At 43.9% G+C, this 15216-nt stretch carries 15 protein-coding genes and 1 pseudogene; 6 read left to right on the plus strand and 10 right to left on the minus strand.

What is annotated here, in order from left to right; translation table 11 throughout:
* Positions 1 to 84: 84 nt before the first annotated feature.
* The 3 genes from ACLI09_RS14290 to ribD form a co-directional block, all read right to left on the minus strand.
* Complete coding sequence (locus ACLI09_RS14290) at positions 85 to 462, minus strand: DUF4258 domain-containing protein (protein ID WP_411420315.1); 378 nt, start codon at positions 460 to 462, stop codon at positions 85 to 87.
* A 63-nt stretch (positions 463 to 525) separates the two neighbouring features.
* Positions 526 to 1146: an HAD-IA family hydrolase gene (locus ACLI09_RS14295; protein WP_411420316.1), complete on the minus strand. Its 621-nt coding sequence runs from the start codon at positions 1144 to 1146 to the stop codon at positions 526 to 528.
* On the minus strand, positions 1124 to 2224 hold the full coding sequence (gene ribD, locus ACLI09_RS14300) for a bifunctional diaminohydroxyphosphoribosylaminopyrimidine deaminase/5-amino-6-(5-phosphoribosylamino)uracil reductase RibD (protein WP_411420317.1): 1101 nt from the start codon (positions 2222 to 2224) through the stop codon (positions 1124 to 1126). The genes ACLI09_RS14295 and ribD overlap by 23 nt, the downstream gene beginning before the upstream one ends.
* A gap of 96 nt (positions 2225 to 2320) precedes the next feature.
* On the opposite strand from ribD, the pseudogene ACLI09_RS14305 reads away from it, so the two are divergent.
* Together ACLI09_RS14305 and prmC are read left to right on the plus strand one after the other, a co-directional pair.
* A pseudogene (locus tag ACLI09_RS14305) lies at positions 2321 to 2725 on the plus strand (GNAT family N-acetyltransferase); the annotation flags it as partial.
* Positions 2726 to 2788: 63 nt separating this feature from the next.
* Complete coding sequence (prmC, locus tag ACLI09_RS14310; RefSeq protein WP_411420363.1) at positions 2789 to 3679, plus strand: peptide chain release factor N(5)-glutamine methyltransferase; 891 nt, start codon at positions 2789 to 2791, stop codon at positions 3677 to 3679.
* Positions 3680 to 3745: 66 nt separating this feature from the next.
* Here the strand turns inward: prmC and ACLI09_RS14315 are convergent, their stop codons facing one another.
* Positions 3746 to 4990 (minus strand): ABC transporter permease, encoded by a 1245-nt coding sequence (locus tag ACLI09_RS14315; protein WP_411420318.1) that lies wholly within the window; start codon positions 4988 to 4990, stop codon positions 3746 to 3748.
* A 147-nt stretch (positions 4991 to 5137) separates the two neighbouring features.
* Here ACLI09_RS14315 and hisS point away from each other — a divergent pair, with 147 nt between their 5' ends.
* A complete protein-coding gene (hisS, locus tag ACLI09_RS14320) occupies positions 5138 to 6559 on the plus strand; it encodes a histidine--tRNA ligase (RefSeq protein ID WP_411420319.1) in 1422 nt (473 codons plus the stop codon).
* 73 nt (positions 6560 to 6632) lie between these two features.
* Here hisS and ACLI09_RS14325 read toward each other — a convergent pair whose 3' ends face one another.
* The 4 genes from ACLI09_RS14325 to ACLI09_RS14340 all read right to left on the minus strand — a co-directional run bounded on the left by ACLI09_RS14325 (position 6633) and on the right by ACLI09_RS14340 (position 10207).
* Complete coding sequence (locus ACLI09_RS14325; protein WP_411420320.1) at positions 6633 to 7658, minus strand: M28 family metallopeptidase; 1026 nt, start codon at positions 7656 to 7658, stop codon at positions 6633 to 6635.
* Positions 7659 to 7660: 2 nt separating this feature from the next.
* On the minus strand, positions 7661 to 8638 hold the full coding sequence (locus ACLI09_RS14330; protein WP_411420321.1) for a DUF3667 domain-containing protein: 978 nt from the start codon (positions 8636 to 8638) through the stop codon (positions 7661 to 7663).
* A gap of 162 nt (positions 8639 to 8800) precedes the next feature.
* Positions 8801 to 9562 (minus strand): dienelactone hydrolase family protein, encoded by a 762-nt coding sequence (locus tag ACLI09_RS14335; protein ID WP_411420322.1) that lies wholly within the window; start codon positions 9560 to 9562, stop codon positions 8801 to 8803.
* 96 nt (positions 9563 to 9658) lie between these two features.
* Positions 9659 to 10207 (minus strand): type 1 glutamine amidotransferase domain-containing protein, encoded by a 549-nt coding sequence (locus tag ACLI09_RS14340; protein ID WP_411420323.1) that lies wholly within the window; start codon positions 10205 to 10207, stop codon positions 9659 to 9661.
* 150 nt (positions 10208 to 10357) lie between these two features.
* Here ACLI09_RS14340 and ACLI09_RS14345 point away from each other — a divergent pair, with 150 nt between their 5' ends.
* Entirely contained in the window at positions 10358 to 11050 is a 693-nt protein-coding gene (locus ACLI09_RS14345) for a DUF421 domain-containing protein (protein WP_411420324.1), read from the plus strand.
* Between the two features lie 77 nt (positions 11051 to 11127).
* Here ACLI09_RS14345 and ACLI09_RS14350 read toward each other — a convergent pair whose 3' ends face one another.
* Positions 11128 to 12444 carry a hypothetical protein gene (locus tag ACLI09_RS14350; RefSeq protein WP_411420325.1) on the minus strand — a complete coding sequence of 439 codons (1317 nt, stop codon included), beginning with the start codon at positions 12442 to 12444 and terminating at the stop codon, positions 11128 to 11130.
* A gap of 150 nt (positions 12445 to 12594) precedes the next feature.
* On the opposite strand from ACLI09_RS14350, the gene ACLI09_RS14355 reads away from it, so the two are divergent.
* A complete protein-coding gene (locus ACLI09_RS14355) occupies positions 12595 to 13089 on the plus strand; it encodes an N-acetyltransferase family protein (RefSeq protein ID WP_411420326.1) in 495 nt (164 codons plus the stop codon).
* 160 nt (positions 13090 to 13249) lie between these two features.
* Here ACLI09_RS14355 and fumC read toward each other — a convergent pair whose 3' ends face one another.
* Entirely contained in the window at positions 13250 to 14647 is a 1398-nt protein-coding gene (gene fumC / locus ACLI09_RS14360; protein ID WP_411420327.1) for a class II fumarate hydratase, read from the minus strand.
* Positions 14648 to 14894: 247 nt separating this feature from the next.
* Between fumC and ACLI09_RS14365 the strand changes: the two genes are divergently transcribed.
* Positions 14895 to 15059: a hypothetical protein gene (locus ACLI09_RS14365; RefSeq protein WP_411420328.1), complete on the plus strand. Its 165-nt coding sequence runs from the start codon at positions 14895 to 14897 to the stop codon at positions 15057 to 15059.
* Positions 15060 to 15216 lie beyond the last annotated feature (157 nt).

Genomic DNA, 15216 nt, shown 5'->3' on the forward strand with positions numbered 1-15216 from the left:
TGCAATGTCGAAAGCTGTATTGTTCCGTATTGCGAGTGCAAAGATACATTTACTATTGATAACAGCAAGCATTTAAAGCTAAAATTATTGCTTTTTTATGCTAAGTAAAAGAGCCTTCGATCCGCCATTAACTATTTCTATTGTAATAGGCTCATTTTTAGTATTTCTCCCTTCAATAATATATATTTTCCCTCCCTCTTTATACGGAATTTTACTTTTAGAAAAATCAACATCGCCGTAAGTAAGGGTGTTTTCTACATCTTTTTGATTTACCCATCCCATGCGAAATGTGTTTTTTGCCTCTTCACTTATAAGCAGCTTTTTTGAGCGGATGTCTTTTAATACCCTGCAATTAGGCAGGTAGCAAAAATTTTGGCCACGGTTTTGGAAAATAAAGAGAACAAAAAAAGTGCCTATCATTAACCCAAATAAAAAATAAGCGAGCCTGAATTTAAATTTCATTAATTAAAAAATTTTTGCAAAAGTAAGCAATAGATTCATTGCGGCTTGCATATGTGCAATAAATTAGCGGGCTGTTTCCATCGGTATTACCTTTTTGTCAAAAAGTTCAATAACGTCTTCTACGCCTTTTTGCAGGTTCCATACCATAAAGCCCAGTGCTTCCGCAGCATCAGTATTAAACTTTTTATCATCCACTACGATTGTGTTCTTTGGCTGAATGTCATGGTTGGTGGTAAGAAAGTTAAACGCCTCATCACTTGGTTTCCGCACACCTATCTCATGCGAAAAATACACCTTTTCAAAGCACTGGTAAAAGTCGCGGTAGAAAGACATACCTACATCCTGCTCAAATTTTTCGATATGGATAGGATCTGTATTACTAAGTAGGAACAGCCTGTAATTGGGGACGAGTTTTTGCAAAAACTCCAGGCGGTAGAGCGGAAAATCGGCTATACCCGCATTCCAGGCATCCCTTATCGCCTCAAGCGAAGCATTATCTGTAAATGGCTGTATACCTTTAAGGTACGCGTCTGAATCTATTTTTCCGGTTTCAAACTTCTTTTCGAGAGTTTCTAAAGCTTCGTTCCACCCATAGAGGCCAAGAGATGCAAACGCATCTACTTTTGCCTGCTTATCTTTATTTAAAAAAACATCACCCAGGTCAAATATTATCGTGTTTACCATAATTCCTAAAAATAAAGAGTTCATCGTTGTCTATTCGTTGCTGCGAGTCCGGTACTTTTTTCAGCAGTGGGGCAGGGGTTCCCTCATTAAATAAAATGCTGCTTTTGAAAACACGCGCCTCATCCCAAAGATTTGCATCAATAAAAAATTGCAGCGTTTGCCTGCCGCCTTCAACTAATACCGATAGCAGGTTGTTATGGTGTAATATGTCCATTACCGCAGGTAAAAAGCCTTCGCCAAACTGCACATTTTCATACACTATGCCATCTAAGTTAGATAAATTCTCCTGCCCGGTCAAAACAATTGTCTTAATTTTTTGGTTTTTAACATTGTAACCGTTACTTATTTTTCCAGTTCGGTCTATTACTACACGCACCGGGTTTGGCCCTGTCCACGAGCGTACGTCCAGCGATGGGTTATCGTCCAGTACAGTTTTTGTGCCTACTAATATTGCGGCTTCCTCGCTACGCCATTTGTGTACCAGTTGCCGTGAATACTTATTTGTTATCCAAACGGGCTTCTTTTCTTCCGGGTTACCGGATAGTCCATCACCCGAACCGGATGCCAACTGAATATTCGGACTCAAAAATCCATCCGCGCTTTCTGCCCATTTAAGTATAATGTAGGGACGTTTCTTTTCATGAAAGGTAAAAAAACGGCGGTTGCTCTCGCGGCATTCTTTCTCCATCGCCCCAACAATAACCTCCATACCCGTTTCACGCAGTTTTTTAATACCATTGCCCGCCACTTTTTCGTGGGGGTCGGCTGTACCAACAACAATTTTTTTTATTTGTTGTTTAATAATCAGGTCGCAGCAGGGTGGGGTATTGCCATAGTGGCTGCAGGGTTCCAGGCTTACATAAAGCGTGGCATCGGGTATCAGGTGGCGGTCGGCCCCGGTTACCGAATTAATGCAATTCACTTCGCCATGCGGGCCGCCGTACGGCGATGTATGGCCTTCGCCAATGATGCGCCCATCGTGTACCAAAACTGCGCCTACAGAAGGGTTAGTCATGGCCGCCCGCATCCCTTTTTCGGCCAGCTCCAGGCAGCGTTGCATATAAATTTCGTGGCTCATCTTTTGTAGCAGAGTTATAAGGTATCAAAGTTACAAAGTTTTGAGTTGCCGGATTAACAAATTACCGCATCCACAAATAAACTGTAAATTTGCATTATGGATACTATTATAATTCGCCCAATACAGCCGGAAGATAACCCACAGATAGCTGCTATAATACGCGGTGTTTTTGATGAACTTGATGCCCCTAAAACAGGCACAGCCTATGCAGACCCGGTGCTCGACCGGCTAAGCACCGCATACAAAAGTGAAAAGTCGGTTTACTATGTTGCTGTTGTTGATGGTAGGGTTGTAGCCGGTGCAGGTATCGCTCCGCTCGAAAACGGCCCTGAGGGTGTTAGCGAATTGCAAAAAATGTATGCTTCGGCAGCAGCACGGGGCAGGGGAGTAGGGGCAAAACTCATTGAAGCATGTTTAAAAGCGGCTGTAGGTTTTGGTTACACCCAGTGCTATCTTGAAACCCTTCCCTACATGGATGCCGCCCAAAAGTTATACCTGAAATACGGTTTTACGTATATTGACGCGCCCCTGGGCAATACAGGCCACAGCTCATGCCCCGTGTGGATGATTAAAGAATTGGGCCCCCAACCCCCGAAGGGGGAGTTGTTAACCGGAATAAAAGAATACAAAAAACAGTTTACCGAAACCCTTACCCCAATATATGGTGCGGATGAAGCAGAGTCGATTTTTAACATTTCGCTGGAAGAAATAACAGGGCTAAGGCGGGTAGACCTTATCATGAATCCGGATAGCGTACTTACCGATGTGCAAAAGGACCGATGGGAGAGTGTCTTAGCACAGTTGCAGGAACAAAAACCCATCCAGTACATATTTGGCAAGGCCCACTTTTACGGACTCGAATTTAAGGTTACCGAAAATACCCTGATTCCCCGTCCTGAAACCGAACAACTGGTAGAGTGGATCATCCATGAAAATAAAAACAGGCAGGATATCACTATACTCGATATAGGAACCGGTAGCGGCTGTATCGCCATTTCGCTGGCTGATAATTTAAAGCAGGCCTTTGTTTCCGCCCTTGATGTTTCTGCCGAAGCATTGGCAGTAGCCGAAGAAAATGCCATGGCGAATAATATAACTGTTGATTTTATCCAGGAAGATATACTTACCACGGCGTCGTTGCCACAGCGATATGATATTATTGTATCTAACCCGCCCTATGTGCGTAACCTGGAAAAACACGAAATAAAACCTAATGTGCTGGACTTTGAGCCGCACCTGGCGCTTTTTGTCAACGATAACGATCCGCTAATTTTTTACCACAAAATTGCCCAACTTGCAAAAGTGTATTTGAAAAAAAACGGTACACTATACTTTGAAATAAACCAATACCTTGGCTCACAAACAGGGCAAATGCTGGAATCAGAAGGCTTTAAGAATGTTATTTTACGTAAGGATATGTATGGAAATGACAGGATGATTTCCTGTAGCGTTTAAAAAGTTGGCAGTGTTCAGTAATCAGTTGGCACATATCCTGAGACTGAACACCGAACACTAAAACTGCTACTCATAACGAAGCGCCTCAACAGGGTCGAGTGCGGCGGCTTTTACAGCAGGGTACAGCCCAGATACTATTGTAACAATTACAATGGTGCCTAAAGCCGCAAATGTGGCTACCCAGGGCATAGGGAACGAAGCATTCATTATTGCAGAGAGCCCGAAACCTGTAAGAAGGCCAAGTATGAGTCCTATAATTCCCCCAAAAATACAAATCACCAGTGTTTCGGTAAAGAACTGCATGGCTATGGTCCCCTTTTTGGCCCCCAGTGATTTTCGCACGCCTATTTCGCGGGTACGCTCGGTAACAGATACCAGCATGATGTTCATAAGTGCAATAGACGACCCAAAAACGGTAATTATCCCAATGACCCAGGCAGCGGCAGCAAGTGTATCCGTTTCGCTTTTTAGGGTTTCCAGTAATTCATCGCTGCGTTCTATACCAAAGTTTTCTTTGGCAACAGGTGCCAGCTTACGTATGCGGCGCATGCTTAGTATGGCTTCGCCCACAGCGCCATCCAGAAAATCGGGGTTAGCGATGCTTACTTTTACGGTATAGTCAATATTAGGTGCGCTGTAGAGCGAGCGTGCAAGCTGTACGGGTATAATAAGGTTAAGGTCCTGCCTGTTGCCAAAGGTAGAGCCCCTTCCTTTTAGCACACCGATTACCTTAAACTTCGCCCCGCGTATGGCTATGGTTTGTCCTATGGGGTTTACATCTTTAAGTATCCCTTTTTCAAAATCGGCGCCCACAAGGCATACGTAATTATTATTGCTTATATCAAAGTTGGTAAAATTCCTGCCCTGCGTGGTTTCGAGGCCAGAGTTCGGCAGGAAATTTTCATCAGCGCCCAAAACAGTTACTTCCGGGTCTGACTCTTTTTCGCCAAATTTAACCTCAACGCCTGAGGCCGCAGTAAACGACAGCGAGGTTTTTGCCCCCGGGAAATTATATTTTTCCTGGAATGCCCTGGCCTGCGGATATGTAACGATAGGGTTTTCGCGCACATCAGCGTCGTTTTGCCGGCCTATCTGGCCGCTGGTATCATAGCGGGTAATGGTAAAGGTATTGGTACCCATAACGGCAAAGTTGCCCATAATACTGCTTTCCAGCACGGCTACAGCCGCAAGTACGCCTACAAGCGCCCATACGCCCAGGCCGATAATAAAAATGGTAAGTATGGTGCGCAGCATTTGTGCCCTTATGGACCCCAGCGCTATTTTTGTATTTTCCCTGAAGAGGTTAAACATTTTGTGATTGATTTTACTGCTAAGGTAAGAAAATTGTTTAAAGTTTCAGGTTTCAGGTTTTAAGTTTGGGTACGTGGACGATTGAAAGCTGCTGCCCACTGCGACTGAACACTGAACACTATTTGCTATCTTTGCAAAAAAAATACAATGGCAAAACCGGGTATCCCTAAAGGTACGAGAGATTTTTCACCTGCTGAGGTGGCTAAACGTCAATACATCATATCAAAAATAAAACACCATTTTGAGCTGTTTGGCTTCCAGCCGATAGAAACCCCTTCGTTTGAAAACTCTGATACCCTGATGGGCAAATACGGCGAAGAAGGAGACAGGCTTATTTTTAAGATACTGAACAGCGGCAATTATTTTTACGATAAGAAAGGCCTTGAGTTACCCGGAGATATGGACGGGCTTTTAGCCAATTCTGCCGAAACCATCACAAAAGAACAACTTGTAGCGCTTAATAAGTTTACAGCTAAAATATCTGAAAAAGCCCTGCGCTATGACCTTACCGTGCCCTTTGCGCGCTATGTGGTACAGCACCAGAACGAGATAACCTTTCCCTTTAAACGCTACCAGGTACAGCCGGTATGGCGCGCCGATAACCCACAGAAGGGACGCTTCCGCGAGTTTTACCAGTGCGATGCCGATGTTGTGGGCAGTACCTCTCTGTGGCAAGAGGTAGAGCTGGTGCAGTTGTATGATGCTGTGTTTTCATCGCTGGGGCTAAATGGTGTTACCATAAAAATAAACAACCGTAAAATACTAAGCGGCATTGCCGAAGTAATAGGTGCTAAAGACAAGCTTATCGATTTTACCGTAGCGCTCGATAAGCTGGATAAAATAGGAGAGGATGGCGTGAAAGCCGAAATGCTTGCAAAAGGCATTGATGAGGCCGCAATAGACAAAGTGCAGCCGCTGTTTAACTTTACAGGTAGCATAACCGAAAAACTGGATAAGCTTACTACATTGTTATCTTCTTCTGAAGAAGGCATGAAAGGGGTAGAAGAGCTGCGTTCTATTTGTACCAACGCCCTTGACGCGGGGCTGGATAAATCAGTGCTCGACCTGGATGTTACCCTGGCGCGGGGGCTAAATTACTACACCGGGGCTATATTTGAAGTAAGCGCACCTAAAGAAGTAAAACTGGGCTCGATAGGCGGAGGTGGACGTTATGACGACCTTACCGGTATCTTTGGGCTTAAAAATGTTAGCGGTGTAGGCATTTCCTTTGGGCTTGACCGTATTTACCTGGTGCTTGAGGAACTAGGCCTGTTTCCTGATACAGTTACCGAGGGTACTAAGGCACTGTTTATAAACTTTGGCGAAGCCGAAGCAAAATATGCGTTTAAAGCTATTGCAAAGCTGCGTGCCGCCGGAATAAGGGCAGAACTGTATCCTGACACTGCAAAGATAGGCAGGCAATTCCAGTATGCCGATAAGCGGGGGATACCCTTTGCGGTACTTACCGGCGACGCTGAGATAGCGGCAAATCAATATACCCTGAAAAACCTGGCTACAGGCGAACAGGAAACGGTGGATATTGACGCACTTATAAAGCGTATTAAGTAATACATAATTTTTTTGCAAAAAAGGCTGTCTATTTTTTTAGAAAGCCTTTTATACATCGAGGCATGTTGCTCCCTTATTTACCGTCTTTATCTACCACAGGCCGGTTTTCGCGGTTAGCAAGCTCCCATGCCGTGGCAAAGGCCAGCTGTGCCCGTTTTGCCTGTAGGTCATACTCTATCTTGTCCGGTGTATCGGTAGGGCGGTGGTAATCGTCATGCACACCGTTAAAATAAAATATAATAGGTATTCCCTTCCTGGCAAAGTTATAATGGTCGCTCCTGAAATAAAACTGGTTAGGGTCTTCGCGGTCGTTAAAGGTATAGTCGAGCGCCAGTTGGGTGTACTTTGCATTTGCGGCCTCATTAATGTTATGTAGGTCGGTGCTCAGGCGGTCAGAGCCTATTACGTAAACATAATTACCATTCTCTTTGTGGGCATCGTCGCGCCGGCCTATCATGTCTATGTTTAAATCGGCAATGGTATTGGCTACCGGGTACAACGGGTGTTCGCTATAATAACGCGAGCCATGCAGCCCGTGTTCTTCGCCGGTTACATGTAAAAAAAGTATCGAGCGTTTAGGGCCGTAGCCCTCCTGCCTAGCTTTCATAAATGCCTGGGCAATTTCCAGCAGGGCGGTAGTGCCCGAACCATCATCATCGGCACCGTTGTATACCTCGCCGTTTTTGGTGCCTACGTGGTCGTAGTGTGCAGATATAACCAGTACTTCATCTGGCTTTTCTGAGCCGGGGATAAACGCCCATATATTTTCAGAATCATTTAGCTTAGGGCTAAAGGGTTTCTGCATAAACTCTGCCGGTACCGGTTGGTACCAGCCCGTAGCAGCAGGGGGGTAAGACATACCAATGGCCTTGTATTGGCTTATAAGGTAGCGCCCCGCTTTTTTCTGGCCTTCAGTACCGGTATTGCGGCCTTCCATAGAGTCGTTTGCCACTATATACAGGTGCTTTTTCAGGTCGGCAGCAGTAATGGTATTCATATACCTGGCCACATCGGCCTTTGCATAGTCTTTCTTTTGGGCCTTTCCGGCGCTGCACCCTAAAAGTAGTAACGAAGATAATAACAGTGGGAGTTTTTTCATGTTCAGTGGAAGGTAAATATAATATAAATCAGTACGGCAATTAAAACTATTGTAATAGTAGTTAGGTTAATAAAAAACAGGGCAAGGCTCTTAATGCGGGATATGTACTTTTTTTCTCCGTACATAATGCTGTGTGCCCTGAAAAAGTAAAATATAGAATAAAATAAAATAATTGAAGATATTATTGTACCTACTAAATCTCCTAAGTTAATGCTAATAAAAGATGTCAAGCGTTGAAATACTGTCGCAAAGCATATTAGCAGTAGTAATAACGAGAAATAATGCAATGTAAATATTCCATGGTCAAAAAACAGCCAGCGTTTTTTGCCATGAAAAAGCCATAAGAAAAAGGCAAATATCGGCATATAGATAAATAAGACTTTAGGGAAAATATGTTGCAATGCTTCCAAAATATCTTCCGGTGTGATTTTTCCGTTTACTGCCTCAAACTGCTTTTTCGCAAATAAATATTCTATGTTGGATAAATTGCTTCCGGGAATTGCTTTTATCGAGTCCAGTTCCTTAATACTATGCACCACAACACCATTGTATAAGGTAAGATCATAGTCTTCTTTAGCCTGTGCGTTATCACGCTTTACTTCGTGATTTTCATCTATTAGTACTGAAGATACCGGCTCATTTGCACCTGTCTTTTTCTCAATATTCTCAGGCAGTACACCAATAATTAAAAAGGTAATAAAACTTATAAAGATGTACAGCTTTACCGGGGGCACATATGACTGTCTTTTACCTAAAAGATATTCTGTAGTAAGCTTCGATGGGCGAAACAGCAGGTACTTTATGGTTTTCCAGAATGCGCCGTCGTAGTGTGTGAGGTCTTCGGCAAAATGTGCTACAAGATGAGCAAAGCTTTGCCGTGTTTCTGTATTTTTCTGCCCGCAGTGCGGGCAATAAATTTCCAAAACTTCGTGGCCGCAGTTTTGGCATTCGGTATCGTCCCGCAGTTTGTCGTGTGCCATAGTGTTTTTTTTGTTTTGGTGCGGTTAAAGCTATTGAAAAAAATATAGACCCGCAATAAGCGGGTCTATATTAGTATATTATTTAGCGAAACTAATTAATTCTTTTAGCAAATAGTTTTGTATTAAATACTTTCCTGGAGTCTGGCTTTTCGTTTACCGGAGTTACTCCAGCTCTTTAAGAAACTGCATAAACGCTGCCCATGAACGTTTATCTGCCTGTTCATTATAGGCAGCGCCCTTGCTGGGGTCGTTGCCGGCTTCTTTTTCGGTAAACGCATGTACGGCACCGCTGTAGTAAATAAGCTGCCAGTCGGCATTACCGTCTTTCATCTCTTTAATAAAAGCGTCTACATCTTTTTGTGGCACATAAGGGTCATCCGCGCCATGCAGTACCAGTACGCGCGGGCTTATGGTTCCGTTGGCACGTGTCGCGTCTTTCCCCACACCTCCGTGAAACGACACCACGCCCTTTACCTTTAAGCCGCCGCGAGCAGCTTCAAGAGCGCCGGTACCGCCAAAGCAGTATCCTATAACCACAATATTATCTGCACTTGCCCCTGCCTTTACAAGCTGTTCAAGCGCGGCCTGTATACGTTTTTGGTAGGCTTCATAATTCTTTTTATAATAGCCACTCTGTTGTCCGCCCTCTGCCGTATTTTGCGGATATTTACCTTCGCCATAAATATCGGCTACAACCGCGTAATAGCCATCTTTAGCCAGTTTTTCGGCAACTTCTTTGCTGTGCTCATTAATGCCCAGCCAGGCTGGCAGCACTACAATGCCCGGTTTTTGCTTCAGGGGTTTTTTAGGGGTGGCAATAAAGCCGTTCAGTTTTTGGCCTCCCTCTGTATAGGCAACGGGCTTTAACTGTGCGTTGAGGGTAACTGCCATTAAGATAATGGGCAGCAATATAAGTTTTTTCATACGTGTGTTTAAGTTTTAGGTAAAGGTAAAAAAGAAAGCCTTTACGCACAAGGCATAAAAGCTTTCATTGTATAAAGACATAATCTTTTACACTATTTAGCTGTGCTGCAGCTGGTGTTTACCTTCGTTTATTTCTTCAACAAGTTTTTTGTTAAATGCAGGCAGGTCTTCAGGTGTGCGGCTGGTTACAAGGCCCTGGTCAACAACTACCTCTTCATCAACCCAGTTGGCGCCGGCGTTTATAAGGTCCTGGCTTATTGATTTTACCGAGGTTACCCTACGGCCATCTACAACACCTGCATTAATAAGCGTCCACGGGCCATGGCAAATGGTGGCTACCGGTTTCTTTTGGTCAAAAAAGGCTTTTACAAAGGCCAGGGCTTCGTTATTTGTGCGCAGCTTATCAGGATTTATTACCCCGCCGGGCAGTACCAGCGCATCATAGTCAGACGCGTTAGCATCAGCTATAGTTAGGTCAACAGGATATTCCTGCCCCCAGTTTTTTTCGGCCCAGGATTTAATGGTCCCGCTTTCCGGGCTTATAATCTCGGCGGTCCAGCCTTGTTGCTCAATATATTCTTTAGGCGATTTCAGCTCGCTTTCTTCAAACCCGTGGGTTGCCAGTATTGCTATTTTCCTGCTCATAATTTTAGTTTTTAAATGTTATTAATAATGATGTTTTGTAAAGTTACCACGCTATAACTGAACACTGGTTTAATGCAGTATTAAAGTTGTGCTAATGTTTGTTAATCTAAAGGTTAGCTGGTATAACTTAGTAAAACAATTCTTCTTAAAATGAAAGATATATTTGAATGGGATCGGCTCTTGTTTAACGGCCTGCCCTGGTTTTTTGTGGCAGAAGTAGCCTTCCGTACCGTTATAATGTTTATAGTGGTGCTTATAACCCTTAAATTTACGGGCAAGCGGGGGGTAAAGCAACTCTCGGTTTTTGAAGTGGTAATCATCATATCGCTGGGTTCTGCGGCGGGCGACCCTATGTTTTATGAAGATGTGGGCCTTATACCGGCCATTACTGTTTTTTGCATTATCTTATTAATGTACCGCGCTGTTACCTGGCTACTGGGTAAGAGCAAACGGTTTGAAAATTTTATGGAGGGTACCGCCAAATGCATTATTGAAGACGGTCAGTTTTCTATCCATACCTTTCAAAAAGAAGACCTGGCCCAGGATGAATTTTTTGCCGAATTACGCCTTAAATCGATAGAGCACCTGGGGCAGGTGCGCAATGCTTATATGGAAACCAATGGTGCGATAAGTGTATTTTTTTATAAAGATGAAGATGTAAAGCATGGCCTACCCATACGGCCGCAGCTCTTTGCAATGAAAAGCAAGACCATTCCAAAATCCGGCATATATGCCTGTACTTTTTGTGCCAATACCCAGCACCTGGAGCCTACCGAGGGTACTTGTACAGTGTGTAAACGCAACGAATGGGTGCATGCCATTATTACTAAGCGTGTAGTATAAACATAAAAAAACCGGGCCACATTGCTGCTCCCGGTTTTTAAATTGAATATACTAACTTCTAAATAACTACTTATTTGTTAACCACGGCTCCTGCCGCCGCCATTTCCGCCACCGCCACGGGTAGAACCGCCATTCATTGCCGGGGCGCTTTGCCTTGCAGGAGCAGGGCTTTGCATCCGTGGGGTGCTTTGCTGGCGTGATGGAGCTGAGTTTATACTTGGTGCACTTTGTCGCGCCGGTGCAGAATTTTGTATTCTTGGAGCCGCACTGCGCGGAGCCGGAGATGTGCTGCGCATAGCTGGCGCATTATTATTTTGTGCAGGTGTAGTATTGCTCCTTACATTGCTGCTGTTGTTATAACGTGGTGTGCTGTTTATACTCCTTGCATCATTGCTGCTGCTGCGCGGTGCAGCAATTGAGGGCTGGCTGTTGCCACGTGAGGCAGTACTTACCGGTGTGCCACCGTTAGTAAGGCTCCTGCCGCTGCGGTAACTGCTTTCACGGTTTACACTATTATCACTTAGTGTACGGCCCTGGCCGTTATTGCGCGAGCTGTTTTGAAAACTGCTCCGGCTATTAACCGCCTGGCTGCTTTTGCCGGTGTTGCTGTTACGTGTGCTTGTGGCTATACCCCTCGATCCACCGCTGGTAGCCCTGCTTTGCACCAGTTCGTACCTGTTAGCTACAGAACGGTTCCTGCTGCTAAAACCGGTATTGGGGTGCTGCCTTTCATAAGCATTGTTCCTTCGGGAGTTGTAAATAGTTGCCGCCCTGTAGCTGTGCCTTACATTTACATAATTATAGGTATTGTATGTGTTTATATGTACATTAACATACCTGTGGTACCTGTAAGGTGCGCACGGCGCCCAGTAACTGTAGTAACTTGGGTAATACCCCCAGTACCAGGGAGAATAATAAGGGCGGTAGTTGCTTACCCAAAATACATTAAATAATACGGGGGGGGCTACATATACCGGCTGGTAAATATAATTAGGCCCGTATATATACGTGTCGCCCACTACCTGCACTGTAACATTGTTCCTGCTGTCGCGCTCTACTTCTATAGTGGCAACATCCTGAAAAGTGTCAATATCTAAAACAGCCTGTAATACTATAACGTGAGTGCTGTTTTCAGAAAGTTCTACAACCCTCAGGTAGTCTACGCGGTTATCTCCGTTAAGGTCAAGGTTAGATATCATGATTTTAGGGTCGTTAAGCCTGCGCTCAAAATCTTCAAGGTCGCGGGAGTCGCCAAAAATAGAAGCTACTGCCTTAAGGTCGAGGTTATCGCTTATATCGGTACTGTTTGCCCTTACGGTTGTTACGTTCTGGGCCATCATGCTGCCAAAACTAAATATGGCAAGTAATGCTGTATGTAAAATTGTCGTTTTCATGATCGTATAAAAAAAGTAAAGTTAATGCCAGATAAAACGTTTTTCTTATGGTTGATTAGTTGTATCCAATATCTGTGCCAATAATTTTTTATACCTTTACAAAATTGAAAATCCCTTATATTTAAAGGGATTTATGATAATATTTTTTTTATGCATATAAGAAAAGCCTCACAGCAGGATTTTGAAGCCATATACCATATAGCGGTAATAACCTGGAACGCTACATACAGTAACATACTTAGCCCCGAACAAATGCAGTACATGCTTGAGCTAATGTACAGCGCCGGTGCAATAAACGAACAGATTGCCATAAAGGGCCATCATTTTATAATTGCCGAAGACGATGAGGGTAGGGCAGTTGCCTTTGCATCTTATGAGGTAAACCACATAAGAGAAACTACCAAGGTGCACAAGCTTTATGTACTGCCTGATAATCATGGCAGGGGAGTGGGCAGGGCATTAATTTCTGTAATAGAAAATGCCGCGCGCCATAGTGTTAATGATAAATTACTGCTTAATGTTAACCGCTACAACCCTGCGGTTAATTTTTACCTTAAAACAGGTTTTATAAATATGGGCATTGAAGATGTTGATATAGGGGCGGGATACCTGATGGAAGATTATAAAATGGTGAAGCAAATTTAAATACAAAAAAGATAGGAATGATTGAATCTTCTGTTCTTTAGGTTCTATAAAATGTAAGAGGATTAGGGAAAGCATAACGGAGAATGAATAAAAAAAACAGGAGCAATTTATATTACTCCTGTTTTTAACTTTTGCATTATGCTGCTAGGCATGAAAATTATTACTTAAGCGACCCCACCATATCTTCAGGTTTTACCCAGGCATCAAAATCGTCAGGGGTAACGTAGCCCAGGCGAACGGCCTCATCTTTAAGTGTGGTGCCGTTTTTGTGTGCAGTCTGCGCAATTTCAGCAGCTTTGTAGTAGCCTATTTTAGTATTAAGCGCAGTAACCAGCATTAATGAGTTGTCTACAAGCTCTTTAATGCGGGTGTAGTTTGGCTCAATGCCCTGTGCGCAATGCTCGTCAAACGATACACACGCATCGCCCAGCAAACGTGCCGATTGCAGGAAGTTGGCCGCCATAACCGGCTTAAATACGTTAAGTTCATAATGGCCCTGCATGCCGCCTACGCTAATGGCAACATCATTACCCATAACCTGCGCGCACACCATAGTTAGCGCCTCGCACTGTGTAGGGTTAACCTTGCCCGGCATGATAGACGACCCCGGTTCGTTTTCAGGGATGATAATTTCACCAATACCTGAACGCGGCCCTGAAGCCAGCATGCGCACGTCGTTAGCTATTTTATTAAGCGAAACCGCAAGCTGCTTAAGCGCGCCGTGTGCCTCAACAATGGCATCATGGCTGGCAAGCGCTTCAAACTTATTAGGTGCTGTTACAAATGGGAGGCCCGTGAATTTTGCAATGTATTCTGCTACTTTTATATCATAGCCATCAGGGGTATTAAGGCCTGTACCTACTGCGGTACCGCCCAGCGCAAGCTCGCTAAGGTGGCTTAGTGTATTTTTAAGTGCCTTAATGCCGTAGCTAAGCTGCGCGGCATAGCCGCTAAGTTCCTGTCCCAGGGTTAGGGGTGTGGCGTCCATAAGGTGGGTGCGGCCTATTTTTACCACGTTCATATACTCGGCAGATTTTACCGCCAGGGTATCGCGCAGTTTTTCTACGCCGGGAAGCGTAACTTCTACCACAGCTTTATATGCGGCAATATGCATTCCGGTAGGGTAGGTGTCATTGCTTGACTGCGATTTGTTTACATCGTCATTGGCTTTAAGCACGGGTTCTCCTTCGCCTATTTTAAATCCGGCAAGTACCTGGGCACGGTTAGCCACCACCTCGTTAACATTCATATTGCTTTGTGTGCCAGAACCGGTTTGCCAGATTACTAACGGGAACTCGTCGTCAAGCTTCCCTTCAAGTATTTCATCGCACACCTGGCCTATGGCATCGCGTTTTTCGGCGCTAAGCACACCCAGGTCGTGGTTTGCATAGGCAGCCGCTTTTTTAAGGTAGGCAAAGCCTTCAATTATTTCCTTTGGCATAGAGCCGGAAGGGCCTATTTTAAAATTATTGCGCGACCGCTCGGTTTGGGCACCCCAGTATTTCTCGGCAGGTACCTTAACTTCGCCCATAGTGTCTTTCTCTATCCTGTATTCCATTTTAATAAAATGATTTATGATTTGTTACAATTATTTCATCAGTTGGCTTCCCGCCACGTATGGTTTTCAGCCATAATTCACTGGCTTTGTGCTAAAATTATAAAGCCAGCCAAAAATAAGCAATAAAGGATTTTTAAGAAAATGATTTCGCCATTAATTTTACCGAATTTTTGTCAGTAAATTAATTGGCTAACCAAACCTTTTGCTTTATATTTGGAGCATAATTCAAAAAAAAATTCCGGAAAGCATGTTTGAATTTCACCAGTATTTAGGTTTTCTACTTTTCCTTACCATAGCCACTATTGGTTTTTGGTTGCTTATGTTCCTTGCAAGCTTTGTGTTTTACTGGCTTGGTGGTGCAACTGTTGAGCTTATCAAGGAGAAGAGAGCCCAAAAGAAAGATGAGCAATAATATTTATTGTTTCATATATAAAGCCCCTTAATTGGGGCTTTTTTTGTGGTTTAATTTAAGCTGTACCGTTCTTTATACGCATTATCAAGTTAGCGCTACTATTTGGTAAAAAAGATAATCCGTATATTGCACCTATGTATATTTGCTCGCTATAAAT

The organism is Flavobacterium sp. RHBU_24 (assembly GCF_046613695.1).
Taxonomy (GTDB): Bacteria; Bacteroidota; Bacteroidia; order Flavobacteriales; family Flavobacteriaceae; genus Flavobacterium.